This is a genomic window from Thalassobaculum fulvum, assembly GCF_014652915.1.
Lineage (GTDB): Bacteria > Pseudomonadota > Alphaproteobacteria > Thalassobaculales > Thalassobaculaceae > Thalassobaculum_A > Thalassobaculum_A fulvum.
The window spans coordinates 596,118-620,816 of record NZ_BMZS01000002.1; the positions used below are offsets into that span (position 1 = coordinate 596,118).

Annotated in this window: 26 protein-coding genes; 18 read left to right on the forward strand and 8 right to left on the reverse strand. The window is 70.2% G+C overall.

The features are described from left to right. Positions 1 to 44: 44 nt before the first annotated feature. Positions 45 to 752 (reverse strand): ArsR/SmtB family transcription factor, encoded by a 708-nt coding sequence (locus tag IE246_RS06045; protein ID WP_189988036.1) that lies wholly within the window; start codon positions 750 to 752, stop codon positions 45 to 47. 140 nt (positions 753 to 892) lie between these two features. Between IE246_RS06045 and IE246_RS06050 the strand changes: the two genes are divergently transcribed. From IE246_RS06050 to IE246_RS06060, 3 genes are all read left to right on the forward strand, one after another. Beyond that, a complete protein-coding gene (locus IE246_RS06050; protein ID WP_189988037.1) occupies positions 893 to 2,197 on the forward strand; it encodes an MFS transporter in 1,305 nt (434 codons plus the stop codon). A 121-nt stretch (positions 2,198 to 2,318) separates the two neighbouring features. Further along, positions 2,319 to 4,199, forward strand: coding sequence for a methyl-accepting chemotaxis protein (locus tag IE246_RS06055; protein ID WP_189988038.1), 1,881 nt, complete (start codon positions 2,319 to 2,321; stop codon positions 4,197 to 4,199). A gap of 122 nt (positions 4,200 to 4,321) precedes the next feature. Beyond that, on the forward strand, positions 4,322 to 5,149 hold the full coding sequence (locus IE246_RS06060; protein WP_189988039.1) for a sugar phosphate isomerase/epimerase family protein: 828 nt from the start codon (positions 4,322 to 4,324) through the stop codon (positions 5,147 to 5,149). A gap of 8 nt (positions 5,150 to 5,157) precedes the next feature. Here the strand turns inward: IE246_RS06060 and IE246_RS06065 are convergent, their stop codons facing one another. After that, positions 5,158 to 6,756, reverse strand: coding sequence for a Ycf46 family AAA ATPase (locus IE246_RS06065; protein WP_189988040.1), 1,599 nt, complete (start codon positions 6,754 to 6,756; stop codon positions 5,158 to 5,160). A gap of 216 nt (positions 6,757 to 6,972) precedes the next feature. Here IE246_RS06065 and IE246_RS06070 point away from each other — a divergent pair, with 216 nt between their 5' ends. Continuing rightward, a complete protein-coding gene (locus IE246_RS06070) occupies positions 6,973 to 7,935 on the forward strand; it encodes an MBL fold metallo-hydrolase (RefSeq protein ID WP_229836475.1) in 963 nt (320 codons plus the stop codon). A gap of 17 nt (positions 7,936 to 7,952) precedes the next feature. Here IE246_RS06070 and IE246_RS06075 read toward each other — a convergent pair whose 3' ends face one another. The 3 genes from IE246_RS06075 to IE246_RS06085 form a co-directional block, all read right to left on the reverse strand. Then, entirely contained in the window at positions 7,953 to 9,053 is a 1,101-nt protein-coding gene (locus IE246_RS06075) for a YeeE/YedE family protein (RefSeq protein ID WP_229836478.1), read from the reverse strand. Positions 9,054 to 9,167: 114 nt separating this feature from the next. Continuing rightward, the gene (locus IE246_RS06080; protein WP_189988042.1) at positions 9,168 to 9,536 is read right to left on the reverse strand and encodes an ArsR/SmtB family transcription factor; all 369 of its coding nucleotides are present in this window, start codon (positions 9,534 to 9,536) and stop codon (positions 9,168 to 9,170) included. 77 nt (positions 9,537 to 9,613) lie between these two features. Continuing rightward, the gene (locus tag IE246_RS06085; protein WP_229836481.1) at positions 9,614 to 9,904 is read right to left on the reverse strand and encodes a thioredoxin domain-containing protein; all 291 of its coding nucleotides are present in this window, start codon (positions 9,902 to 9,904) and stop codon (positions 9,614 to 9,616) included. Positions 9,905 to 10,110: 206 nt separating this feature from the next. On the opposite strand from IE246_RS06085, the gene IE246_RS06090 reads away from it, so the two are divergent. The 13 genes from IE246_RS06090 (at position 10,111) to IE246_RS06150 (ending at position 21,184) form a co-directional block, all read left to right on the forward strand. After that, positions 10,111 to 10,848 carry a cytochrome c biogenesis CcdA family protein gene (locus IE246_RS06090; protein ID WP_189988044.1) on the forward strand — a complete coding sequence of 246 codons (738 nt, stop codon included), beginning with the start codon at positions 10,111 to 10,113 and terminating at the stop codon, positions 10,846 to 10,848. A 14-nt stretch (positions 10,849 to 10,862) separates the two neighbouring features. Next, on the forward strand, positions 10,863 to 11,474 hold the full coding sequence (locus IE246_RS06095; RefSeq protein ID WP_189988045.1) for a SoxW family protein: 612 nt from the start codon (positions 10,863 to 10,865) through the stop codon (positions 11,472 to 11,474). Between the two features lie 183 nt (positions 11,475 to 11,657). Further along, positions 11,658 to 12,128, forward strand: a complete 471-nt coding sequence (gene soxX, locus IE246_RS06100; protein ID WP_229836483.1) for a sulfur oxidation c-type cytochrome SoxX — start codon at positions 11,658 to 11,660, stop codon at positions 12,126 to 12,128. A gap of 36 nt (positions 12,129 to 12,164) precedes the next feature. Then, positions 12,165 to 12,620, forward strand: a complete 456-nt coding sequence (soxY, locus tag IE246_RS06105; RefSeq protein ID WP_189988046.1) for a thiosulfate oxidation carrier protein SoxY — start codon at positions 12,165 to 12,167, stop codon at positions 12,618 to 12,620. Between the two features lie 21 nt (positions 12,621 to 12,641). After that, a complete protein-coding gene (gene soxZ / locus IE246_RS06110) occupies positions 12,642 to 12,968 on the forward strand; it encodes a thiosulfate oxidation carrier complex protein SoxZ (protein ID WP_189988047.1) in 327 nt (108 codons plus the stop codon). A gap of 59 nt (positions 12,969 to 13,027) precedes the next feature. After that, positions 13,028 to 13,888, forward strand: a complete 861-nt coding sequence (gene soxA, locus IE246_RS06115) for a sulfur oxidation c-type cytochrome SoxA (protein WP_229836486.1) — start codon at positions 13,028 to 13,030, stop codon at positions 13,886 to 13,888. 121 nt (positions 13,889 to 14,009) lie between these two features. Further along, entirely contained in the window at positions 14,010 to 15,701 is a 1,692-nt protein-coding gene (gene soxB / locus IE246_RS06120; protein ID WP_189988048.1) for a thiosulfohydrolase SoxB, read from the forward strand. 26 nt (positions 15,702 to 15,727) lie between these two features. After that, positions 15,728 to 17,023, forward strand: coding sequence for a sulfite dehydrogenase (gene soxC / locus IE246_RS06125; protein WP_189988049.1), 1,296 nt, complete (start codon positions 15,728 to 15,730; stop codon positions 17,021 to 17,023). Continuing rightward, entirely contained in the window at positions 17,007 to 18,098 is a 1,092-nt protein-coding gene (locus tag IE246_RS06130; protein ID WP_189988050.1) for a c-type cytochrome, read from the forward strand. The genes soxC and IE246_RS06130 overlap by 17 nt, the downstream gene beginning before the upstream one ends. Before the next feature lie 41 nt (positions 18,099 to 18,139). Then, positions 18,140 to 18,484, forward strand: coding sequence for a c-type cytochrome (locus IE246_RS06135; RefSeq protein WP_189988051.1), 345 nt, complete (start codon positions 18,140 to 18,142; stop codon positions 18,482 to 18,484). 127 nt (positions 18,485 to 18,611) lie between these two features. Next, entirely contained in the window at positions 18,612 to 19,787 is a 1,176-nt protein-coding gene (locus tag IE246_RS06140; protein ID WP_229836489.1) for an NAD(P)/FAD-dependent oxidoreductase, read from the forward strand. Positions 19,788 to 20,002: 215 nt separating this feature from the next. After that, positions 20,003 to 20,530 (forward strand): YeeE/YedE thiosulfate transporter family protein, encoded by a 528-nt coding sequence (locus IE246_RS06145; RefSeq protein ID WP_189988053.1) that lies wholly within the window; start codon positions 20,003 to 20,005, stop codon positions 20,528 to 20,530. Between the two features lie 27 nt (positions 20,531 to 20,557). Beyond that, a complete protein-coding gene (locus tag IE246_RS06150; protein ID WP_189988054.1) occupies positions 20,558 to 21,184 on the forward strand; it encodes a YeeE/YedE thiosulfate transporter family protein in 627 nt (208 codons plus the stop codon). Between the two features lie 21 nt (positions 21,185 to 21,205). Here the strand turns inward: IE246_RS06150 and IE246_RS06155 are convergent, their stop codons facing one another. Genes IE246_RS06155 through IE246_RS06165 form a run of 3 tightly spaced genes read right to left on the reverse strand, consistent with a single transcriptional unit; the run spans position 21,206 to position 23,558 of the window. After that, entirely contained in the window at positions 21,206 to 22,225 is a 1,020-nt protein-coding gene (locus IE246_RS06155) for a hypothetical protein (protein ID WP_189988055.1), read from the reverse strand. Continuing rightward, a complete protein-coding gene (locus IE246_RS06160) occupies positions 22,222 to 22,884 on the reverse strand; it encodes a phosphoribosyltransferase (RefSeq protein WP_189988056.1) in 663 nt (220 codons plus the stop codon). The genes IE246_RS06155 and IE246_RS06160 overlap by 4 nt, the downstream gene beginning before the upstream one ends. After that, entirely contained in the window at positions 22,881 to 23,558 is a 678-nt protein-coding gene (locus IE246_RS06165) for a dienelactone hydrolase family protein (RefSeq protein WP_229836494.1), read from the reverse strand. Before IE246_RS06165 ends, IE246_RS06160 begins: the two co-directional genes overlap by 4 nt. Before the next feature lie 164 nt (positions 23,559 to 23,722). On the opposite strand from IE246_RS06165, the gene IE246_RS06170 reads away from it, so the two are divergent. After that, complete coding sequence (locus IE246_RS06170; protein ID WP_189988057.1) at positions 23,723 to 24,691, forward strand: ribose-phosphate diphosphokinase; 969 nt, start codon at positions 23,723 to 23,725, stop codon at positions 24,689 to 24,691. The last annotated feature ends 8 nt before the right edge of the window (positions 24,692 to 24,699 follow it).

Sequence of the window (24,699 nt, forward strand, 5' to 3'; positions counted from 1 at the left end):
GCACGCCGCCGATCAATGCTTCGGCCGGTGCCGAACCATCCCCGTCAGAGCGCAATCCCGAACGCGCTGCGCAGCGCCTGCTCGCCCTTGCGGGTGACCGCCACCGCGCGGCTGCCGTCGACCCGTCGGATCCAGCCCTGCTCGAAGGCATGGCTGCAGATCGCCGCGCCGACGGCGCCGGCCAGATGCGGCCGCCGCTCGCTCCAGTCCAGGCAGGGCCGGCAGAACACCCGCGACGACCGCCGGCCGTTGCGGGTCGTCGCCCGTTCCAGGTCGATCCCGATGCCGGCGAAGAAGGCCAGGCCGCCGTCGGTGACCGCACCGGCGTCGCCGTCGATCTCGGCATGGCCGGCGTCCAGCAGGGCGTCGGTCAGGGCGACCCCGAGCCGGCCGGCCAGGTGGTCGTAGCAGGTCCGTGCGGTGCGCAGCGCCAGGTCGCGCGGCCCGGTCGCGACCCGCCGGCCCGGCGGCGCCAGGGTCGCGGCGAGCTGGGACAGGCTCTCGACCATCTGCGCGACCATCGGCGAGGCGAGTCGGTGATAGCGGTGCCGCCCCTGCTTCTCGACCGCCAGCAGCCCTGCCGTGGTCAGGCGCGCCAGGTGGCCGCTGGCGGTCTGCGGGGTCACCCCCGCCACCGAGGCGAGCTCGGTCGCGGTCAGCGCGCGGCCGTCCATCAGGGTGTTCAGCATCGCCGCCCGGGCCGGGTCGCCGGCCAGGGCCGCGATCTCCGCGATCGTCGCCGTGGACACCATTCCGCTTCCTCCTCGCGCCCATCGCGCCGAGTCCATCGTGGCAGGGCATCGTCCGGAATGCTTCGGCCCCGACCGTAGCATCGAACGCCGGCCCGGCGCGAAACCTCCGCCATCGCAATCGACCGGCGGGGCTTCCGATCATGGGCAGGCAGGGTTTCTACGGCTGGCGGGTGGTGGCGGCGACCTTCGTGCTCGCCTGCTTCGGCTGGGGGTTCGGGTTCTACGGCCCGCCGGTCTACCTGCACGCGGTCAGGCAGATGCACGACTGGCCGCTGGCCGTGGTCTCGGGCTCGGTTACCGTGCACTTCCTGTTCGGAGCGCTGGTGGTCGCCAACCTGCCGCGGCTGTACCGGCGCTTCGGGGTTCCCGCGGTGACCCGGGCCGGCGCCCTCGCCCTGGCGTTGGGCATCGTCGGCTGGGCCACCGTGCAGGCGCCCTGGCAGCTGTTCGCGGTGGCGCTGCTGAGCGGCGCCGGCTGGGTCGCGATGGGGGCCGCGGCGGTCAACGCGATCATCGCGCCCTGGTTCGTGCGGACGCGGCCGGCGGCGCTGTCGACCGCCTACAACGGCGCCAGCATCGGCGGCGTGGTGTTCACCCCGGTGCTGGCCGCCGGCATCGCCCGGCTCGGCTTCCCGGCGACCGCGGCGATCCTCGGCGCCCTCATGGTCGCGACGATCTGGCTGCTGGCCGGCCGGGTGTTCGGACGCACCCCGGCCTCGCTGGGCCAGGCCCCGGACGGCGATAACCCAGATGGCGATGCTCCCGATGCGACTGCGCGGCCGGTCGCAGCGCCGCTAGCGCGGCCGCTGCCGGGCCGGTTGCTGTGGCGCGACCCGGGGTTCCTGACCCTGGCGGCCGGCATGGCGCTCGGGCTGTTCGCCCAGGCCGGCCTGCTGGCGCACCTGTTCTCGCTGCTGGTGCCGGCGCTCGGGGAGGCCCGGGCCGGCCTGGCGATGGGACTGGCGACCGCGGCGGCGATCGGCGGCCGCACCCTGGTCGGCTGGCTGATGCCGGCCGGCGCCGACCGCAGGCTGGTGGCGTGCGTCAGCTACGGGGTGCAGATCGCCGGCTCGCTGATGCTCGTCGCCGCTGCCGGCGACAGCGTCCCGCTGCTGCTGCTCGGCGTGGTGCTGTTCGGCGCCGGCATCGGCAATGCCACCTCGCTGCCGCCGCTGATCGCCCAGACGGAGTTCGCGAAGGAGGACGTCGGCCGGGTCGTCGCCCTGATCGTGGCGACCGGCCAGGCCACCTATGCCTTCGCCCCGGTGTTCTTCGGCCTGGTCCGGGTGACCTTCGACGGTTCCGCGTCCGTCGCCGGCGCCGCACCGCATCTTTTCCTGGCGGTCGCGCTGGTACAGGCCGCCGCCATCGCCGGCTTCCTTCTCGGGCGGCGGCCGACCCATGCCGATCATCACGGCCGCGTAACCTCGGCATCACGAAACTGACGCACAACGGCCCTAGGGATGCACCGTCCCGACGGGCAAAATATATAGCATTTTCAAATAATTCCTGCGGAAAGCGGACTGCATTCAGTCGGGGCATCGGCCAACAGACCGGATGCTCGCCATGCTCGCCCTGATCCGTTCCCGCATCACCATGAAGCTGACCCTGTCGCTGGCGCTCACGCTGTGCCTGGTCATGGCCGGCCTCGCCGGCGTGTACTTCACCGTGGTCGACCGGCTGATGGCCGACCAGGAGGCGCGGGCCGAGCTTTACCGCGGCCTCAACCAGGACCTCCGCAAGCAGGTTTTCCGCCTGCAGGCCCGGCTGATCGACATCCCGAAGCGGCTGCGGACCGACCCGATCCCGGTGCTGCGGGACTGGGCGGAGCAGACCTTCGCCGTGACCGTGCGGACCTACCGGGGGCGCGACCGGATCGTCGACCGGTTCAAGACGCGCGGCCAGCGCCGCGACGTCCAGAAGGAGAACCGGGTGGTCGTCATGCCGTACGACGGCGGCGCGGCGATCGCGTACGGCGTGTTCGAGGACGGCCGCTATACCGACACCGTAGAGGAGCTAGTAATGCCGGGCGCCGATCCGGCCGGGGTCCGGGCCAAGGTCGATGCGGTGCTGTCGGCGGCGACCGGTGCCGACGCCCTCGAGGCCAGGGTCGCCGAGCTGACCACGGCCCTGGTCGACGACGCCCTGGCGGCGGAAGCGACGCGCAACGCGATCATCCAGCGGATCGACGGGATCGCCGTCAAGGAACACGCGGTAACCGAGACTGCGCACGCCGCCCGTCTCGCGGTCGTCGGCGTCAGCCTCGCGGCGGTCGCGCTGGCGATCCTGCTGGTCTGGCTGGTCATGCGCCGGATGGTCACCGACGCCCTGGCCCGGCTGTCGCACGCAGCCTCGGCCATCGCCGGCAATCAGGACGTGGCCGTCGGCTTCGCGCACCGCACCGACGAGATCGGCGCGCTGGCCAAGGGGGTCGCCCGGTTCAAGGAGACGCTGGCCGAGATCCATGCCCTGAAGGCCGAGCAGGAAGCCGAACGGGCGGCGCGGGAGGCCGGCCTGACGGCCCGCCTGTCCAACCTCAGCACCGCGCTCGAGCAGGGGATGGGCGCACGGGTGACGGTGGTCACGGCGAGCACCGGGGAGTTGGTCGGCATCGCCGAGGAACTGGACCGGCTGGCCGGCGCTGCCCACGCGCGGGCGACCGAGTCGACGGAGCTGGCCGAAGCCAGCGCCCGGTTCACCGACGACGTCATGTCGGTGGTCGACTCCCTGCGGCTGTCGGCCGAACGGATCGCCGCCGAGGTCCGGGACCAGCGCGAGCTGACCGCGCAGGTCGCGGCGGAGGCCGACCAGGTATCCGCGGCCGTACGCGACCTGACCGACACCGCCGGCGCGATCGGCAGCGTGGTCGGCCTGATCGAGGACATCGCCGACCAGACCAAGCTGCTGGCCCTGAACGCGTCGATCGAGGCGTCGCGGGCCGGCGCTGCCGGGGCCGGGTTCGCGGTGGTCGCCGGCGAGGTCAAGAAGCTGTCCGGCGAGACCGCCGACGCCACCCGGCGGATCGCCGAGCGCATCGACTCGTTCCGTGCCGGCATCCGGGCGGCGGCCGGCGCGGTCTCCTCGATCCAGGCGCGGGCCCGGGCGGTCGCGGACGGGATGCGGAAGGCGGCCGGCGACGTCGAGCTGCTGAGCGGCGAGACCGCCTCCATCACCGCCAGCGTCGCCGACGCCGCCACCAACGCCCGCCGGGTCGCCGCCGTCAACCAGGAGGTCGACGCCGCGGCCCGGGAAACCGGGCAGATGAGCGGCCAGATGACGGCCCTGACCGATCGGATCACGGCGGCGGTCGAGGATACGCGCGAGCACCTGCGCACGATCCTGGCGGACGCCTCGGCCCGGGGCACCGAACCGGCCGATTCGCGTCCGATCGCGCTGGCGGACCGTCGGTTGCCGCCGCTTCCGCAGCTGGCGCTGGCCGCGGAATAGGCCCGGCGGCCGGCGCCGCGCAATCGCCACGCGTTCATCGTGTCTTCACGATGTTCCTGTCCACTGCCCTGGTACACAGTGCGAACTCCCGACAACGCCATGGCCGCGACGAGGCGCCCGCGATGAACCAACCCGACGACCTGCCGCTGCTCGGCGCGGCGATGCCCAGCGCCGCTCTCCCCGCCTGGCGCGACTGGCTGGCGGAGGGCCCGCGCGACATCGAGCTGCAGGATTTCTTCCGGGCCGAGCTGCTGGACGGCGACTGGCGGACGGTCGCCCGCGCCGCCCGGGCCGAGCTGCAGGGCCACCGCGGCCGCCTCGGCATCCACGGACCGTTCATGGGCTTCGACATCGACACCCAGGACCCGGCGGTCCGGGCGATCGTCCAGAAGCGCCTCGACCAGGGCCTCGACGTCTGCGAGGAGCTCGGCGCCAGCCAGATGGTGCTGCACAGCCCGTTCAAGACCTGGACCCACCACAACCTCGACAACCAGGCCGGGGCCCGCGAGAAGCTGCAGGAGCGCGTGCATGCCGCCCTCGACAGGGCGGTGGCGCGGGCCGAGCGCATCGGCGTCACCCTGGTGATCGAGAACATCGAGGACAAGGACCCGCACGCCCGGGTGCAGCTCGCCCGGTCGTTCGGCAGCGACCGGGTCCGGGTCTCGCTCGACACCGGCCATGCCTACTACGCCCACGTCTCGACCGGCGCGCCGCCGGTCGACTACTACGTGGCCGCGGCCGGCAACCTGCTGGAACACGTCCACCTGCAGGACGCCGACGGCTACGCCGACCGCCACTGGCCGATCGGCGAGGGCTCGATCCTGTGGCCGGGCGTGTTCCGTCAGCTCGCCACCCTCGGGTCGAACCCGCGGCTGATCCTGGAGCTGCGCGACACCGGCGCGATCGGCCGCGCCGCCCGGTACCTGGTCGAGGCCGGGCTGGCCCGGTAGCCGCCACCTTATTCCGCGGTCGACGCCCGCAGCGCGTGGCCCTGGGCCCAGCGCCGCAGGGCCGAGATCTCCTCGGCCCGCAGCCGGGCCAGCGGCACGGTTCCGTGGGCGGTCGCCTCGAAGTCGCGCAGGTCGAGGTCGGCGGCGCCGTCCTGCTCGAGCCGGCGGTGATAGGCGTTGATCATCGCCTCGTTGATCCAGGCCGCCAGCTCGGCCCCGGTCAGGGTGATGTCCGGGCCGTGGGCGGCCTGCCCCGACAACTCCACCAGCCGGTCCATGTCCAGCGTCTTCGGGTCGCGGCCGGCCCGGCGCACGTGGATGTCCAGGATCTCGCGGCGTTCCTCGTCGCTCGGCAGGTCGACGAAGAAGATCTCGTCGAACCGCCCCTTACGCAGCACCTCCGGCGGCAGCAGGCCGATCTCGTTGGCGGTGGCGAACACGAAGACGCTGCTCTCCTTCTCCTGCATCCAGGTCAGGAAGGTCCCGAGCACGCGCAGCGACACGCCGTTGTCGCCGACATGCGCGCCCGGTCGCGGCAGTCCCTTCTCGATCTCGTCGAGCCACAGCACGCAGGGCGCCACCGCCTCCGCCACCTGGATGGCGTGACGCATGTGCTCCTCCGACGAGCCGACCAGCGCCGAGTAGATCCGCCCCATGTCGAGCTTGAGCAGCGGCAGGCCCCAGGACGCCGCCACGCACTTGGCCGACCACGACTTGCCGCAGCCCGGCACCCCGGTGACCAGCACGCCCTTCGGCGCCTGCACGCCGAACGCCCTTCCCTCCTCGGAGAACGCCACGCGGCGCCGGTACAGCCAGTTCTTCAGGGTGTCGAGGCCGCCGACCTCGTCGAGCGACAGGCCGGCGGATTCGATGAACTCGAGCAGTCCCGACTTGCGGACGATCTGCCGCTTCTGCAGGAACAGGTGACGCACGTCCCGGTCGTCGAGCCGGAGGTCGTCGACCACGGCGTACGACACCGCATTGCGGATCTCGGCGAGGGTGAGCCCGATGGCGGCCTCGGTGAACCGGCCCCGCAGCGCCTCCTCGTCGCTGATCTCGATCGTCGACGAGCGCGCCAGCTCGGCGAACACCCGGTCGATGTAGGTGGCGATCTCGTGCCGGCTCGGCAGCGGGAAGTCCAGCACCGTGACCTCGCGCTCGAGCTCGCGCGGGACGGTGAAGCTCGGCGAGACGATCAGGCAGGTGGCGGCGCGGTCCTCGCTCCGGATCGCGAGCGCGAGGTCGCGCAGCTTGCGGACGTAGATCGGGTTGGCGTTGCGCTCGGTCAGGTATACCCCGGGGTCCAGGAGCACGAAGATCAGGCTCTTGCGCTCGGCCTGCTTCGACCGCATCAGCTGCTCGAAGGTCTCGAGGGCGGCCGCCAGGTCGGCCATCGCCAGCTTGCTGTCGAACGCACCGCGCTCCGCGCGGGTCGGGTCGTAGACGCCGTGGCTGGTCGACCACACGAAGATCGAGGCCGACGACTCGCGCGCCAGGTCCTCGACGGCCTCGAGCACGCGGTCTTCCTCGTAGCTGTCGATGTGGACGATCGGGAAGTGTGCGCGTAGCAGCCGCCGCAGTTCGGTCTTGAAGTCGTCCTTCGTCATGCCGCGGCCTCCGCCCGCAGGCACGGCCTTCGCCGCACCGGCCATTTGCTCCGCCGTCCCGCCATCCCCGTCACGGCCGGACGCAGAATATCAGCAAAGCCCCCGGCAACGCTCGCCGCTTCGACGTCGCGGGGAGCCCGCCGGCGTCAGCGCTTGACAGGCTTCGCTCCAGGGCCAATTAAATTCACAAATCTAAATGTATGAATGGAGGAAGCGGTGGGCAACGAATCGGCAAACGGTCGCAGCGACCCGACGGTCTGGAACCGGCGCCGGGTGCTGGGCGCGGTAGCGGCCGCCGCGGCGGTGTCGGGGCTGCCCGGCCGGCCGGCCCTGGCGGCGCCCGCTCCCGTCAGGCTCGCCCTCGGCGATGCCGAGGTCACGGTGCTGAGCGACGGCGGCCTGGTCCTGCCGATGGGCTTCTACCTGCCCGAGACCCCGCAGGCCGAGATCGACGCCCTGCTGACGCCGCACGGCCTGCCGACCGACATGGTGCGGCCCGACTGCAACCTCACCCTGCTGCGCACCGGCGACCGCGTCGTGCTGTTCGACGCCGGCGCCGGGCCGCTGTTCCAGGAGACCGCCGGCAAGCTGCCCGGGAGCCTGTCGGCCGCCGGGGTCGCACCCGACGAGATCACCGACGTCTGCTTCACACACGCCCACCCGGACCATCTCTGGGGCGTGATCGACGACTTCGACGAGCCGGTGTTTCCGAACGCGCGCTTCTGGATGAACCGGATGGAGTGGGATTTCTGGCGGGCGCCCGAAACCCTCGACGCCATGCCGGAGGCCCGCAAGAGCTTCGTGGTCGGCGCCCAGAACCGGATGGACGTGATCGAGCCACAGGTCACCCTGTTCGACGCCGGAGCCGAAGTGGTGCCGGGCGTCGAGGCGGTCGCCTCGTTCGGCCATACCGCCGGGCACTGCTCGTTCATGATCCACGGCGGCGACGGGCTGCTGGTGGTCGGCGACGCCATCGCCAACGCGGTGATCTCGTTCGAGCGGCCGGACTGGCACGCCGGCTCCGACCAGGATCCGGCGGCCGGCGCCGCCACGCGGGGCCGGCTGCTGGACCGGCTGACCGCCGACAAGGCGCGCATCCTCGGCTTCCACCTGCCGTATCCCGGCATCGGCAGCGTCGAGCGCAAGGGCGCCCACTACCGGTTCGCCCCGGCCGGTTGAAGCAAGCGGGCCGGTGGCTACTCCGCCGGCCCGTGACCGGACTGCCGGCCGCGGAACATCGACCAGACGCTGCCCTCGACCATCCAGGACAGGCCGAGGCGGGCCCCGAGCAGGATCGAGGCGAACGCGATCGGCGAGGAGATGGCCAGGGTCGAGAACCCGGTCACGCCCTGGCCGATCGTGCAGCCCATGGCGAACACGCCGCCGATCCCCATCAGCGCGCCGCCCGCGAGGTGACGGCTGAGCTCGCGGGCATCGTCGCAGGCCTCCCAGCGGGCATCGTTCCGATACCACGCGGCGAGACCGGCCCCGATGACGGCGCCGACCACCAGGCCGGTGCCATAGTCCGGAACGGTGCCGGTATAGGTGATGACGTGCATGATCACGTCGCCGACCGGAACCGAGAACGAGCCCGCCTCGATCTGCACCGGCTCGAAGGAGATCGTCGAGAAATAGGTCGTGGCGGCCCACCCGAAGGCGATGACCAGGCCGACGGCGGTGCCGGTGCCGATCGCCGCCCAGCGCCGGCGGAACGCCGGATCGGCGAAGATCCAGGCCAGCAGCCCGCCGCCCAGGAGCACGACCACCGCCAGTGTGGCATCGACTTCCAGCAGCCTGGAGATCAGGCCCGGGATCGACTGGCCGCCGGCGGCGGTCATGTCGAGCGCCAGGTTGTCGACCAGGACGACCCGCACCTGCCCCATCAGGCCACGCTGGGTGGAGATCGCCGCCAGGCCGAGCGTCAGCAGCACCACCAGCGACCGCAAGCTGCCGCCGCCGAGCCGGATCACCGCCCCGAACGCGCAGGTTCCGACCATCGCCATGCCGAACCCGAACATCAGCCCGCCGAAGATCGCGCCGGTGAGCCCGAGATAGGACCGCAGGTAGAAGCTGTCCCGGATGTCGGCCAAGCCGGTCGCCGCCAGGCCCTGGGTCGCCAGCATCGCCACCGTCGCCGCCAGGACCCAGGTTCGCAGTCCCGTCGCGTCGCCCGAATACCAGTACCGTTCGAGGGCCGACAGGGTACAGAAGCGGTTCAGACGGGCGACGAATCCGAGGACGATGCCGGCGGCTACGCCGACCACGGGAAGCGCGACATGCGCCTCGATAATGTCCACGTCCTTCCTCCCCGGCGGAGTCGCGTCGCAGCCGACGGACGCCGTTCGTCGTTTCCGGTCACGTTACGGGCGGGACAGGGGGGGCACAAGACCGCGCGGACGGCACCGGCCGAATCAGTCGCCGGGCTGTTCGCGGACCTTGCGGCAGAAGATGTCGTACAGGGCGCCGATCAGGGCGGCGACCTCTTCGTCGGCGATGCTGTAGAAGATCGACCGGCCCTCGCGCCGGGTCTTCACCAGCCGGTCGAAGCGCAGCCGCGCCAGTTGCTGCGACACCGCGGCCTGCGACATCGACAGGGTGTCCTCGAGTTCGGACACCGACTTCTCGCCTTCCGAGAGCAGACACAGGATCAGCAGGCGCGTCTCGTGCGACAGCGCCTTCAGCATCTCGCTGGCGCGATGGGCCTGATCCAGCAGTTCCTGGAGCGCCTCCGGGTCGGAGGGCAGGCGTGTCTTCCAGGCAGTTACCGGCGCTTCCGACATAGTCTCCGCTTTCGGACGGTCTCCACCGAGCGGCCCCGCGAACATAGGCGGACGGGCGTCCGGTGCAAGCCCGCATTTCACATGGCCGGTGCCGGCCCGAGTTTCTCCATCATCTCGCCGAGCAACGGCCAGAAGAAATTGTCGCCGGGATAGCCCCGCAGGCGCGCCACCTCGGTGCCGTCGTCGGCCAGCAGCACGAAGGTCGGCGTCAGCCTCTCCGGCGCGATCCCAGCGAGGTCGCCGGGCCACGGCTCGGTGATATCGACCCGGCGCAACGGCGCGCGCCGGCCCTCCGCGGTATGCGGATAGCCCGGCGCGATCTCTTCGTCGAACCGCAGGCACCATGCGCATCCCGGCTGGGCGAGCATGAGCAGCTCCGCGGCGTCCGCACCCGATGGTGCCGCCGTCGTCCAAACCGCCAAGACCGCCGCAGCGGCCGCACTGCCGATCCGAAGCGCGCTCATTTGTGAATACATACCCCTCTAAAGAGCATTTGTCATACATAGATAAATGTAAATATGATTGATTGCATAACAACCGGCCTTCCGGCCGGGCACGGGAGTGAAATGCCGAGATGCTCGATGTCACCTTCGCGGGCGCCTTTCTGGCGGGGCTGCTGTCGTTCGTGTCGCCCTGCGTGCTGCCGATCGTGCCGCCCTACCTGTGCTACCTGACCGGGTTGAGCTTCGACCAGCTCGCCGGCGAGGATTCCGCGCCGCCGGACGCGTCGCGCCGGGTCATCCTGTCGGCGGTGGTGTTCGTGCTCGGCTTCGCGACCGTGTTCGTGGCGCTCGGCGCGACCGCCAGCGTGGTCGGGCAGACGGTGGCACGGTACTTCGACGTGCTGTCGATCGTCGCCGGCGCGATCATCGCGATCCTCGGCCTGCACTTCCTGGGGGTGTTCCGGATCGCCCCGCTGTTCCGCGACATGCGCTTCACGGTCGAGCGGCGTCCGGCCGGCCCGCTCGGCGCCTACGTCATCGGCCTGGCATTCGCGTTCGGCTGGACGCCTTGCGTCGGCCCGGTCCTGGCGGCGATCCTGTTCGTCGCCGGCTCCACGGACACCGCCCTGCGCGGTGCCGCGCTGCTGGCGGTCTACGCCCTGGGAATCGGGCTGCCGTTCATCTTCGCGGCGTTCTTCGCGCCGCGGTTCCTGGCCTGGGCGACCCGGTTCCGCCGCCACCTCGCGACCGTCGAGAAGGTGATGGGGGGGCTGCTGGTCCTGACCGGGCTGCTGTTCATGACCGGGCAGATGTCGGCGATCGCCAACTGGATGCTCGACACGTTCCCGGTGTTTTCCGAAATCGGCTAGCGAGGAGTTCCGCCATGCCCGCCCGCCTCTCGCCCGTCACCTCGATCCTGTCGATCTGCGCCCTGGCGCTCGGCCTCGCGTTCGCGCCGGTGCCGGCCGCGGCCGCGACCATGGGCGACGACGGCCTGCACAAGCAGGACTGGTTTTCGCTCACCTTCCGGGACATCGCCGAGGACATCGAAGCCGCCAACGCCGCCGGCAAGCGGCTGGCGCTGGTGTTCGAGCAGCGCGGCTGCATCTACTGCCGCAAGATGCACGAGGTGCTGCTCGCGGACCCGGAGGTCGCCGACTACATCAAGGCCAACTTCATGGTCGTCCAGTACAACATGTTCGGCGACGAGGAGGTGACCGACCTCGACGGCGAGACGCTGACCGAGAAGTCGGCGGTCCGGAAGTGGGGCTACGTCTTCACCCCGACCGTCGTGTTCCTGCCCGACACCGTGCCGACCGGCAAGTCGGTCGCCCAGGCGGCGGTCGCGACCATGCCGGGCTCGTTCGGCAAGGGGACGTTCCTGGATATGTTCCGCTGGGTGCGCGAGAAGGGCTACGAGACCGACGAGCACTTCCAGAAGTACCACGCCCGCATGATCGAACAGCGCCGCAAGGCGAGCGCCAAGACCAACTGAGGCGTGCCGAAACGGCCGGCCCGGCCCGGCGATGCCGGCGTCCGGGCCGGGGACGGTTGACGACTCCGCTTGCACCAATCTACATATTGCAATAATTCTATTTGTCGTATGAGCGACCCGGCCGTCCGTGCAGGGGTCAAGTCCAGCAACGAAGCCGAAAACGGCTCGTGGAGGGAGGATACAGTGCGCGACACCTGCAAGAACGGCCTGATCGGCGCGGCTCTGCTGATGGCGGTTGGCACGAGCGCTTGGGCAGCCGGTCCCGTCGGGCCGAACGACGTCAAGTTCGAGGATGCGACGGTCAAGGCGTCCCTGACCGGGCAGCCCGGCGACGCGGCCGCCGGCCGCAAGGCGTTCGCCGACAAGAAGCTCGGCAACTGCCTCGCCTGCCACAAGAACTCCGAGATGAGCGAGCAGCTCTTCCACGGCGAGGTCGGAACGCCGCTCGACGGTGTGGCCGACCGCTGGAAGCCGGAGGAACTGCGCGCCATCGTCGTGAACTCGAAGCAGGTGTTCGGCCCGGACACCGTCATGCCGGGCTTCTACACCCTCGAGGTGGGCACGCACGTCGCAAAGAACTTCCAGGGCCAGACGATCCTGACCGCACAGCAGGTCGAGGACATCGTCGCCTATCTCGGGACCCTGAAGGAATAAGACCGGGAAACTGGGCGGAAAACCAAGGAGATGATCATGAAGCTCACCAGACGCCAGGCACTCGCGCTGTCGTTCGGTGCCACGACCCTGGCGGTTCTCGGCGTGCCGACGACCCGCGCCTGGGCGAACACCGAAGCGACCGAGAAGGCCATCAAGGAGTTCACCGGCGGCGCGGCCCCCGAGGCCGGCCGGATCACCCTCGATGCGCCGGAGATCGCCGAGAACGGCAATACCGTGCCGATCTCGGTCTCGGTCGAGAGCCCGATGAGCGGCGACGACTACGTTCAGTCCGTGACGCTGCTGGCCGACGGCAACCCGAATCCGGCCGTCGCCACCTTCCATTTCACGCCGCTGAGCGGAACCGCCACGGCGACCACCCGCATCCGGCTGGCCAAGACCCAGAACGTCGTCGCCGTCGCGAAGATGAGCAACGGCGCGGTGTTCTCGGACACCAAGCTGGTCAAGGTCACGATCGGCGGCTGCGGCGGCTGAGCAAACAGGAGACACCGAGCAATGGCTACGCCGAAACCCCGCATCAAGGTCCCGTCGAAGGCGGCCAAGGGCGAAGTGGTCACGATCAAGACGCTGATCAGCCACGAGATGGAGTCCGGTCAGCGCAAGGACAAGGAAGGCAAGCCGATCCCGCGCAAGATCATCAACAAGTTCACCTGCACCTTCAACGGGCAGCCGGTGTTCTCGTGCGATCTGGCGCCGGCGGTCTCCGCCAACCCGTACTTCGAGTTCACCGCCAAGGTGATGGAGAGCGGGACCTTCGAGTTCACCTGGGTCGACGACGACGGCTCGACGTACTCGGCCAAGAACAAGATCACGGTCCAGTAAGCCGCGGTCGGCACACATCGGGCGGACATCGAAGCCGCCGGAGAGGGAGGAAAAGCACAGTGAAACTGAAATCCATCCTACCCGTGGCTTTGGGCGCGCTCGCCATCGGCTTCGGCGCTTCGGACCTGCGCGCCGAGCCGGTGGACGACAAGCTGATCATCGACGGCGAGAAGGAGATGATCACGCGGACCAAGGCCCCCGAGGGCCATCCTTTCGACGAGGTGCTCTCGGGGTGGCTGTTCCGCACCCCCGAGACCCGTGCCATGGAGGCCGACTCCTTCCAGAACCCGGCCATGCTGTACGTCGAGCGCGGCGCCGAGATCTGGAACACGGTCGACGGCGCGGCCGGCAAGTCGTGCGCCTCGTGCCACGGTGATGCCGCCGAATCGATGAAGAACGTCGGCGCCCACTATCCGAAGTGGAACGCCGCCGCCGGCAAGCCGTACAACATCGAGCTGCAGGTCAACGACTGCCGCGCGAAGAACATGCAGGCGGAGCCGTACAAGTTCGACCATGCCGACCAGAAGGCGCTGGTCACCTTCATCAAGCACCAGTCACTGGGCACCCCGATGGGGATCGACCTCAGCCAGGGCGAGATGAAGAGCTGGTGGGAGAAGGGCAAGGACCTCTACTACACCCGCACCGGCCAGCTGAACCTAGCCTGCGCTTCCTGCCACGAGGCCAATGCCGGCAAGTACATCCGCGCCGACCATCTGAGCCAGGGCAACGTCAACGGCTTCCCGACCTACCGCCTGAAGCAGGCCAACATGGTGTCGCTGCACAACCGCTTCCGCGGCTGCATCCGCGACACCCGCGCCGAACAGCCAAAGGCGTTCTCCGACGAACTGATGGCGCTCGAGGTGTACGTCACCTGGCGCGGTACCGGCCTGTCGATCGAGACCCCGGCGGTCCGGCAGTAACAACACCGGGGCGGCGCGGGCCGACTGCCCGCGCCGCCCTCGAATTCAAGCTCGACGCATCGCAACGGCCGCCGCGGAACAGTGCCGTTCCGCCGACGGAGGCGGCTTGCCGGAGGATCGGATGTTTTCACGGCGCGAGTTCCTGATGGCCGCCACGGCGGTCACCGCCATCCTCGGACCCGGAGCGGTCGGGCGCTGGAGCCGGGCCGCCGCCCAGCAGAAGCTGACCGAAGCCGACCTGCTGGACATGGCGCCGCACGGCAACGTCACCCTGGTCCACATCACCGACATCCACGCCCAGCTGAAGCCGCTGTACTTCCGCGAGCCGTCGATCAACCTCGGCGTCGGCGAGGTCGCCGGCCTGCCGCCGCACGTCACCGGCGCCGACTTCCTCAAGCTCTACAACATCCGGCCCGGCACCCCGCACGCCTACGCGCTGACCTCGGAGGACTTCGAGGCGCTGGCGCGGCAGTACGGCAAGATGGGCGGGCTCGACCGGGCGGCCCGCATCGTCAAGCGGATCCGCGACGAGCGCGGCGACTCCATGCTGCTGCTCGACGGCGGCGACACCTGGCAGGGCAGCTACACCGCCAACAAGACCCTCGGCGCCGACATGGTCGAGGTCATGAACGCCCTGAAGCCGGACGCCATGACCGGGCACTGGGAGTTCACCTACGGCACCGACCGGGTCAAGGAACTGGTCGACAGCCTCCCGTTCGCGTTCCTCGGCGGCAACATCTACGACGCCGAATGGAACGAGCCGGCATTCGAGGCATACCGGATCTTCGAGCGCGGTGGTGTCAAGATCGGCGTGATCGGCCAGGCGTTCCCGTACACGCCGATCGCCAACCCGCGCTGGATGTTCCCGAACTGGTCGTTCGGCATCCGCGAGACCGACGTGGCCAAGAACGTCGAGGCGGTCAAGGCCGAGGGCGCCGAACTGGTGGTGCTGCTGTCGCACAACGGCTTCGACGTCGACCGCAAGCTGGCGTCCCGGGTGCCCGGCATCGACGTCATCCTGACCGGCCACACCCACGACGCGCTGCCGGAACCGGTCAAGGTCGGCGACACCCTGGTGATCGCCTCCGGCTCGAACGGCAAGTTCGTCTCGCGCCTCGACCTCGACGTCCGGGACGGCAAGGTCAAGGGCTACAGCTACCGGCTGATCCCGGTGTTCTCCGATGTCATCGGCTCCGACCCGGAGGTCGCCGGGCTGATCGACAAGGTGCGTGCGCCGTACGAGGCCGAACTCGGCCGCAAGCTCGCGACCACCGAATCGCTGCTGTACCGGCGCGGCAACTTCAACGGCACCTTCGACGACCTGATCTGCCAGGCCCTGCTGGCCGAGCGCGACGCCGAGATCGCCCTGTCGCCGGGCTTCCGCTGGGGCACCTCGCTGCTGCCGGGCCAGGACATCACGGTCGAGGACCTGCACAACGCCTGCGCCATGACCTACCCGGCGGCCTACCGCTCGCCGATGACCGGCCAGCTGATCAAGGACATCCTCGAGGACGTGGCCGACAACCTGTTCAACGCCGATCCCTATTACCAGCAGGGCGGCGACATGGTCCGGGTCGGCGGCATGGGCTATCGGATCGACCCGACGGCTGCGATCGGCAGCCGGATTTCCGAGATGACCGTCCTGAAGACCGGCGAGGCCGTGAAGCCCGACCGCGAATACGTGGTCGCCGGCTGGGCGTCGGTCAACGAGGGCACCGAGGGGCCGCCGGTGTGGGACGTCGTCGAAGCCCATCTCGCCCGCAACCCCGTTGTCCGGCTGGAGGAGAACCGGTCGGTGAAGGTGACGTCATGAGCCGTACCCCGTCGTCGAGGAGCACGATGACCGAGAAGACCGAAACCAAGGATGAAACCGTCGCGACCAGCCGGCGCCGGTTCCTGACCGGCAGCCTGGCCGCCGGCGGCGCGGCGATGGCCGCCGGCCTTGCGACCGCCGGGCCGGCGGCGGCCCAAGGCGAATCCGTCATCACCGAGATCCAGGACTGGAACCGCTACCTGGGCGACGGCGTGGTGAGCCAGCCCTACGGCGTACCGTCGCGCTACGAGGCCAATGTGGTGCGCCGCGACGTCGAGTGGCTGACCGCCTCGCGCGAGAGCTCGGTGAGCTTTACCCCGCTGCACGAACTGGACGGCATCATCACGCCGAACGGCCTGTGCTTCGAGCGGCATCACGCCGGCATCGCGGAGATCGAGCCGTCGCAGCACCGTCTGATGATCAACGGCCTGGTCGACACCCCGCTGGTGTTCACCATGCAGGACCTGATGCGGTTCCCGCGCGAGAACCACGTCTACTTCCTGGAGTGTGCGGCCAACTCCGGCATGGAATGGCGCGGCGCCCAGCTGAACGGCTGCCAGTACACCCACGGCATGGTGCACTGCGTGGTCTATACCGGGGTCAAGCTGAAGCACCTCCTCGGAGAGGCCGGCGTCAAGACCAATGCCAAGTGGATCCTGCCGGAGGGCGCGGATTCGGCCGCGATGACCCGCTCGATCCCGCTCGAGAAGGCGCTCGACGATTGCCTGGTGGCGTTCAAGATGAACGGCGAGGCGCTGCGCCCCGAGCAGGGCTATCCGGTCCGGCTGGTGGTGCCGGGCTGGGAAGGCAACATGTGGGTCAAGTGGCTGCGCCGGCTCGAGGTCGGCGACCAGCCCTGGCACCAGCGCGAGGAGACGTCGAAATACACCGACCTCCTGGCCAACGGAAAGGCCCGCCGGTTCACCTGGGTGATGGACGTGAAGTCGGTCATCACCAGCCCGAGCCCGCAGGCGCCGATCCGGCACGGGCGCGGCAGGGCCGTGATCTCCGGCCTGGCCTGGTCCGGCAACGGCAAGATCAAGCGGGTCGACGTATCGATCGACGGCGGCCGCAACTGGACCACGGCCCGGCTCGACGGCCCCAGCCTCGACAAGGCCCTGCACCGCTTCTACCTGGACATCGACTGGGACGGCTCGGAGCTGCTGCTGCAGTCGCGGGCGATCGACGAGGCCGGCTTCGTCCAGCCGACCAAGAACGAGTTGCGTGCCGCCCGCGGCGAGAACTCGATCTACCACAACAACGGAATCCAGACCTGGTATGTCAAAGCCGACGGGACGGTCGAGAATGTTGAAGTCTCCTAGCGCAGCCCTGCTCCTCGGCGCCGCCCTGCTGGTCGCCGGTCCCGCCCTGGCCGCCGGCGACGCCGGCAAGGGTGAGCGCGTGTACAAGAAGTGCGCGGCCTGTCATCAGGTCGGCGAAGGCGCCAAGAACCGGGTCGGCCCGGAACTGAACGACCTGATCGGCCGGACCGCCGGTTCGGTCGACGGGTTCAAGTATTCCAAGGCCATGACCGAGGCCGGTGCCGGCGGGCTGGTGTGGGACGAGACGACGCTCGACGCGTATCTCGAATCGCCCCGGACCGCCATCAAGGGCACCCGGATGGCGTTTCCCGGCATCAAGGAGGCCGACGACCGCGCCGACGTGATCGCCTATCTGGCGACGTTCTCCAAGCAGGCCGCCGCTCCGGCCCCTGCCGAGACCAAGACGGCGGAGGCGACGCCCGCCCCGGCGCCGACGGCCGCGGTACCGGCAGCGGACGCGGCGGTTCCGACGCACGGCGTGTTCCATCTCGGCCGTGCGGCGACCGCGGACGAGATCGCCGCCTGGGACATCGACGTTCGCCCGGACGGCGTCGGCCTGCCGGAGGGCCGCGGCACGGCGGCCGACGGCGAGGTGCTGTTCACCGAGCGCTGCGCCAGCTGCCACGGCGACTTCGGCGAAGGGGCCGGGCGCTGGCCGGTGCTGGCCGGCGGCCGCGACACGCTGAAGGCCGACCGCCCCGAGAAGACCATCGGCTCCTACTGGCCGTATCTCTCGACGGTGTACGACTACGTGCGCCGGGCCATGCCGTTCGGCGACGCGCGGTCGCTCAGCGACGACGAGGTGTATGCGATCACCGCCTACCTGCTTTACCTGAACGACGTTGTGACCGACGATAGCTTCGAGCTGTCGCGCGAGAACTTCACCTCGGTAAAACTGCCGAACGAGGAGAACTTCATCGCCGACGACCGGAGCGCGGAGCCTCACTACGCCGGCAAGGTCGAGCCGTGCATGAAAGACTGCAAGGCCGAGGTGAAGATCACCATGCGGGCGCGGGTCCTGGATGTGACCCCGGAAGCCGGCAAGGAGAACGAGGGTACTACCAAGGTCGACTGACCGGCGGGCGGGGCCGCCCGCCGACGAGGAGACAGGGACGGATGACGACAGCCGGACACCTCCGCAGGGCACTGCTGGCGGTGCCGGCTGTTCCTGTTCTGCTGCTGGCCGAGCTGTCGCCGGCGTCCGGCCCGGCGGCCCCCGCCGGCGACCCCGTCTATGGCGAGTATCTCTCCACGCAGTGCGTTACCTGCCACCATTCCGGCGCTTCCGAGGGCAGCATCCCGCCGATCGTCGGCCTGCCGCCATCCGCCTTCGTCGACGCGCTGTTGTCCTACAAGAACGGCGAGCGTGAAAACCAGGTCATGCGCAACGTGACGAGCACGCTCGGGCTCGAGGAGATATCGGCCCTCGCCGCGTACTTCGCCTCGCTGTCGCCGAACTGACGCGAGGTTTTCACCAGGGAGGACTGCCATGCTGCCGCTCAGCCGTCGTCGTTTCGGACTGATATCCGGGGCCACGCTAGCCGGACTAGCCGCCCCCAACGTCCTGCGAGCCCAAGGCAAACCCCGTGTGGTCGTCCTCGGCGGCGGCGCCGGCGGCGGCACCGCGGCCCGTCAGATCGCCAAGGACAGCGCCGGCGCGATCGACGTGACGCTGATCGAGCAGAATGCGCGCTACACCACCTGCTTCTTCTCGAACCTGTATCTCGGCGGGTTCCGCGACTTCGACTCCATCACCCACGGCTACGACAAGCTCGCCTCCGGTTACGGCATCAAGGTCGTCAACGCCCGCGCCGCCGCCGTCGACCGCGACGCCAAGCAGGTGGTCATGGCCGACGGCTCGAAGGTCCCGTACGACCGCCTGGTGGTCTCGCCCGGCATCGACCTGATCTGGGATTCGGTCCCCGGCTACTCGGAGGCCGCCAGCGAGACCATGCCGCATGCCTGGAAGGCGGGACCGCAGACCCGGCTGCTGAAGGCCAGGCTCGACGCCGTCGAGAACGGCCAGCAGATCGTCATGGTGGCGCCGCCGAACCCGTATCGCTGCCCGCCGGGCCCCTACGAACGCGCCTCGATGATGGCGCACGTGCTCAAGGCCAAGGGCCATACCGGCGCGAAGGTCGTCATTCTCGACCCGAAGCCGAAATTCTCCAAGCAGGGCCTGTTCGCCGAGGGCTGGGAGAAGCACTACCCCGGCATGGTCGAGTGGTACGGCCCGGACGTGCACGGCGGGATCAAGGCCGTCGATCCGGCCTCCGGAACCGTGACCACCGATCTGGACACCTTCAAGGGGGCCCTGGTCAACGTCATTCCGGCGCAACGGGCCGGCACCATCGCCGCGGAGGCCGGCCTCACCGACGCCAGCGGCTTCTGCCCGATCGACCCGAACTCGATGCGGTCCAAGGCCGACGAGTCGATCTTCGTGGTGGGCGACGCCAGCATCGCCGGCGACATGCCGAAATCGGCCTTCTCGGCGAACAGCCAGGCCAAAGTCGCGGCCATGGCGGTCCGCGGCGACCTGACCGACTCCCGCGTGTTCCCGGCGCGCTACAGCAACACCTGCTGGAGCCTGATCGCGCCCAACGACGACGTGAAGGTCGGCGCGCAGTACACCGCGTCGGAGACCAAGATCGCCTCGGCCTCGAGCTTCGTCAGCCAGACCGGGGAACCCGCCGACCTTCGGCAGCACAACTACACCGAATCGCTCAGCTGGTACGAAAGCATCACCGCCGACATCTTCGGCTGACCGGCATCCGGCTTCGGTGATTTCGACGCGTCGCAGGCGCCCGGGAGCGATCCCGGGCGTTTTGCCGTGCGCGACCGCCCGCCCCCGCGGCGCACCGGATTGACCTGGGTCAATGCCCACTCAACAGAAATTCCTAATGTAACGAATACGCGCATGGGACCGCCGTCGGGCGGCTCGCGTGCCGGCGATCTCCGCATCCCTGTTCGGAGGGTTTCATGTCTGAGGTGTCGTTGCGGGACCGGGCGTGGTCGCCCTATCTCGCCGGCGTGGTGATCGGGCTCCTCCAGATCCCCGCCTTCCTGCTCATCGAGACGGCGCTGGGTGCGTCGTCGTCCTATGTGACCGTCGGCGGGCTGCTCGCCTCGGTGGTCGACCCGTCGGTCACGGAGATCGACTACGTCGCCAAGCACGTCGCCGCGACCGCCAAGAACTGGTGGCAGGTCGCCCTGGTGGTCGGCGTCGCGCTCGGCGCGTTCGCGTCGATGCGGCTGTCCGGCGCGCGCCGGCATCCGGTCTCCCCGATCTGGACGCGGGCGCTCGGCACCCCGAGCGCCGCGGTCCGCTATGCCGTCGCGTTCGCCGGCGGCTTCGTGATGCTGATCGGCGCCCGGATCGCCGGCGGCTGCACCAGCGGGCACGGCCTGTCGGGCGTCTCCCAGCTCGCGGTCAGCTCGACCATCTCGGTGGCCGCGATGTTCGCCGGCGGCATCCTGGTGTCGCTTCTGCTTCTGCGCCGCGTCTGAGCGCGGACGGGTCTTGGAGGACCGGACATGTCAATCGTGACGGCAGTGCTGATCGGACTGGCGATGGGGGCGGTGTTCGGCCTCGCGCTGGAGAAGTCGCGCGTCTTCGAACCCGGCATGATCGTCGGGCAGATGCAGCTTCGAAACTTCATCATGCTCAAGGTGTTCCTGACCGCGGTCGCGACCGGGGCGGTGGTGCTCGCCGTCCTGCACGGCGCCGGGCTGGTCACGCTGCACGTGAAGGCGACGGTCTACGCCGCGAACATCGTCGGCGGGCTGCTGCTCGGCGGCGGCATCGCGCTGGCCGGGGCCTGCCCCGGAACGATCCTGGCGCAGGTCGGCGTCGGCTACCGGGATGCGGTCTTCACCCTGCTGGGTGGGATCGCCGGCGCCGTCGCCTTCAGCTATGCCGAGCCGGCGCTGGCGCCGGTGCTGCTGACCGGCGGTCCCGGCAAGCTCACCTTCGCCGACCTCGCCGGGTTGCCGTACTGGGTGCTCGCGCTCGCCCTCGCGGCGGCGCTGCTGGTGGCGTTGTACGCCCTCGAGGGCTGGCGTCCGTGGCGCCGCGACCTGGGCGAGGACGTCGACGGCCTGCACACGAGCGGCGGCCGGGGCACCGGCGTCCCGGGCGGCCATCCCAGCCCGGCCGAATGAGCCGGACCCGGCGGCCTGCGGTCAGAGCAGCCGCTCGGCGGCGATCGCCGCCTGTTCCAGGTAGCCGCGGGCCCGGTCGCGCCAGTGATCGGGCCGACGGCAATCCGGCTCGTTGAGGTGCCAGATCGACAGCTTCGCCCGGTGCAGCGCCCGGCAGCCCTTGTAGAATCCCAGGAGGTCGTCGGTCGGCCGGTCCCCGGTGATCTCGGCGTAGGCGTCGAACAGCCAGTCGTGGACGTGGGTCGCCCCGATGTGCTCGCACTCCATCGCCAGATAGCCGAGCTCGTCGGCCGGGTCGACCAGCCGCAGGCTGCGGTCGAACTCCAGGCAGTCCGTCACCAGCAGGGTCGGCTCCAGGTAGATGTGCTCCGGCCGCAGGTCGCCGTGCCCCTCGACGATCCGCTCCTCCCAGACCCGCGCGTTCAGCCGCGCCCCCTCGACGTCCACGAAGCGCGCCAGCCGGTCGACCGCCCGGTCGACGACATGCAGCGGCATCGCGAACTCCGGGCGCCGCAGCTCGCACTGGGTATCGGCCAGCGCGCGGCGGAACCGCCGGCGGTAGTCGCGGTCGGCGATACGCTCCGGGACGCAGCCGGCGTAAAACCGGGCCATCCGCTCGGCCACGGCCTCGACGTGGTCGCCGCGCAGGCGCCCGGCCAGCGCCATCGCCTCCAGGGTGCCCGCAGCCGGCAGCCGGCGCATCTTCACCAGCCATTCGACGACGGCCCCGTCCCCGCCGACCGCCGGCGCCCCGTCGTCGGCCACCGTCAGCGGCAGAGTGGCGAGATAGACGTCCGGCGCCAGGCGCCGGTTCAGCCGGACCTCCTCCTCGCAGAAGAACCGCCGGCGCTCGAGGGTGCCGAAGTCCAGCCGTTCCTGGCGCATCGGCTTCTTCATCTTGTAGGCGTGGCGGTCGGTCAGGAACACCCACGACATGTGGGTTTCCTTGGTCTCCACCGGGCCCGTCTCGCCCGGATAGGCCGACTGCTGCGACAGGAACGCGACCTTGTCGGCGAGCGACATGGTGTCCGCGACGGTCATGGCGCCTCCGGATCGGACCCGGCGCGCGCCCGATCGAGCAGGTCGACCACCTCCCGGTCCGACACCTGGGTGAAGTCGTTGTAGAAATAGCCGACCGCACCGAACGGCTCGGGCCGGTCGAGGCAGACGATCTCGTCGGCGTCGGCAGCCAGCCGCTCCAGGGTGTCCGGCGGGGCCACCGGCACCGCCAACACCAGTCGCGACGGCTGCCGGCGACGGACCGCATGCAGGGCGGCACGCGTGGTGGCCCCGGTCGCGATGCCGTCGTCGACCACGATGGCGGTGCGGCCGTGCACTTCGACCGGCGGCCGGCCGCGCAGGTAGGCGGCGCGGCGCCGGTCGATCTCGGCCAGCTGCCGCTTCGCCTCGGCCTCGACATAGCTCTGCGACAGCCCGAGCATGGCCATGATCTCGGGATTGCTGACGATCTCCGGCTGCGCCCCGTCGACCACCGCGCCGACCGCCAGCTCGGGCTGCGACGGCGCCCCGATCTTGCGGACCAACACCACGTCGAGCGGCGCGGCGAGTGCCTTCGCCACCTCGAACGCCACCGGCAGCCCGCCGCGCACCAGAGCCAGCACCACCGGGTCGCGATCCGCCAGGTGCTGCAGCGCCTCGGCCAGCCGACGGCCGGCGTCGAAGCGGTCGGCGAAGATCATCGCGCACCTCCGCCGAGATGGTGCAGGAACCAGTCGCGCGCATGCTCGACCACCGCTTCCAGGGTCCCCGGTTCCTCGAACAGATGGGTGGCGTGCGGCACGATGCGCAGCTCCTTCTCGCAGGTCAGGCGGGCGAGCGCGGCCTGGTTCAGTGCCAGCACCTCGAGGTCGCGCCCGCCGACGATCAGCAGTGTCGGACACTCTACCCGTGCAAGCCAGCCGTTCGCCATGTCCGGGCGGCCGCCCCGCGACACCACGGCCCGGATCCGCCGCGGTTGCGTCGCCGCCGCCACCAGCGCCGCCGCCGCCCCGGTGCTGGCGCCGAAATAGCCGCACGGCAGCGCGCGCAGGGTCGGCTGCTCCGCCAGCCATCCGGTCGCTGCCGCCAGCCTCTCGGCGAGCAGCGGGATGTCGAACACGTTGCCGCGGTCGGCCGCCTCCGGCTCGGTCAGCAGGTCGAACAGCAGGGTGGCGAGCCCGGCATCGCGCAGCCGGTCGGCCACGAAATTGTTGCGCGGGCTGAACCGGCTGCTGCCGCTGCCGTGCGCGAACAGCACGATGCCGCGGGCGCCGGGCGGCACCCCGAGCAGTCCGTCGAGGCCGAGCGGGGTGATCCGAACCGGCTGCGGCGCGCCCGCCTCCGGCCTCGCGGGGCGTTCCGGGTCATCCCTCATGGCCGACCTCCGAACTCGCGGTCACGACCAGGCAAGCGTGGCCGAGGCCGGGAGCGCCGTCCTTGACCCGTATCAATCGTTGGGCGAGCCGGTTGACGCACCTCAATGCGCCCGGCTCGGCAGGATACCCAGGATGGCCGCAAGTCTGACACGGAGACCGGGCCATGGCCGAGATCGCCCTGTTCGCGCTGCATGGGTCGGAGGCCCTGGGAGAGCGGATCGCGCAGCGGCTGGAGATCCCGCTGTCCCGGCACGAGGAGCGGGAGTTCGAGGACGGCGAGCACAAGATCCGGCCGCTGCAGCGGGTCGCCGGCCACCACGTCTTCGTGCTGCACAGCCTGCACGGCGACGCCGCCGCCAGCCCCAACGACCGGCTGTGCCGGCTGCTGTTCTTCATCGCCGCGCTGAAGGACGCCGGCGCCGAGCGGGTCACGGCGCTGACGCCGTATCTCTGCTATTCGCGCAAGGATCGCCGCACCAAGCCCTACGATCCGGTGACCAGCCGCTACGTCGCCGCCCTGCTCGAGGCCATGGGCGTGCATTCCGTGGTCACGCTGGACGTGCACAACGTCGCGGCCTTCGAGAACGCGTTCCGCTGCCCGACCCGGCACCTGCAGCCGGGCGGTCTGTTCGCCGCCCACCTGGCGCCGCTGGTCGGCGACCGGCCGGTGGTGGTGCTGGCGCCCGACGCCGGCGCCGCCAAGCGGGCCGAGGATTTGCGCCGGAACCTGGAGGACCGGCTTCGCCGCCCGGTCGGGCGGGCGATGATGGAGAAGGCCCGCAGCGAGGGCGTGGTGTCCGGCGAGGCGCTGTACGGCGACGTCTCGGACGCCTGCGTGATCGTCGCCGACGACATCATCGCCACCGGCACGACCATGCTGCGGGCGGCGACCGCCTGCCGCCGCGCCGGCGCCCTCGAACTGTATGCGGCGGCCAGCCACGGCCTGTTCCGCGCCGGCACCGCCGCCCTGGCCGGCGACGGCGGCTTCGACCGCGTAATCGTCACCGACAGCGTGCCGAACTGCCGGGAGACCGGCGCCGGGCTGGGCGACCGGCTGACCGTGCTCGGCTGCGCCGAGCTGTTCGCCGACGCGATCGTGGCCGAGCACTTCGGCGAGCAGGAAGCCCGCTGACCGCATCC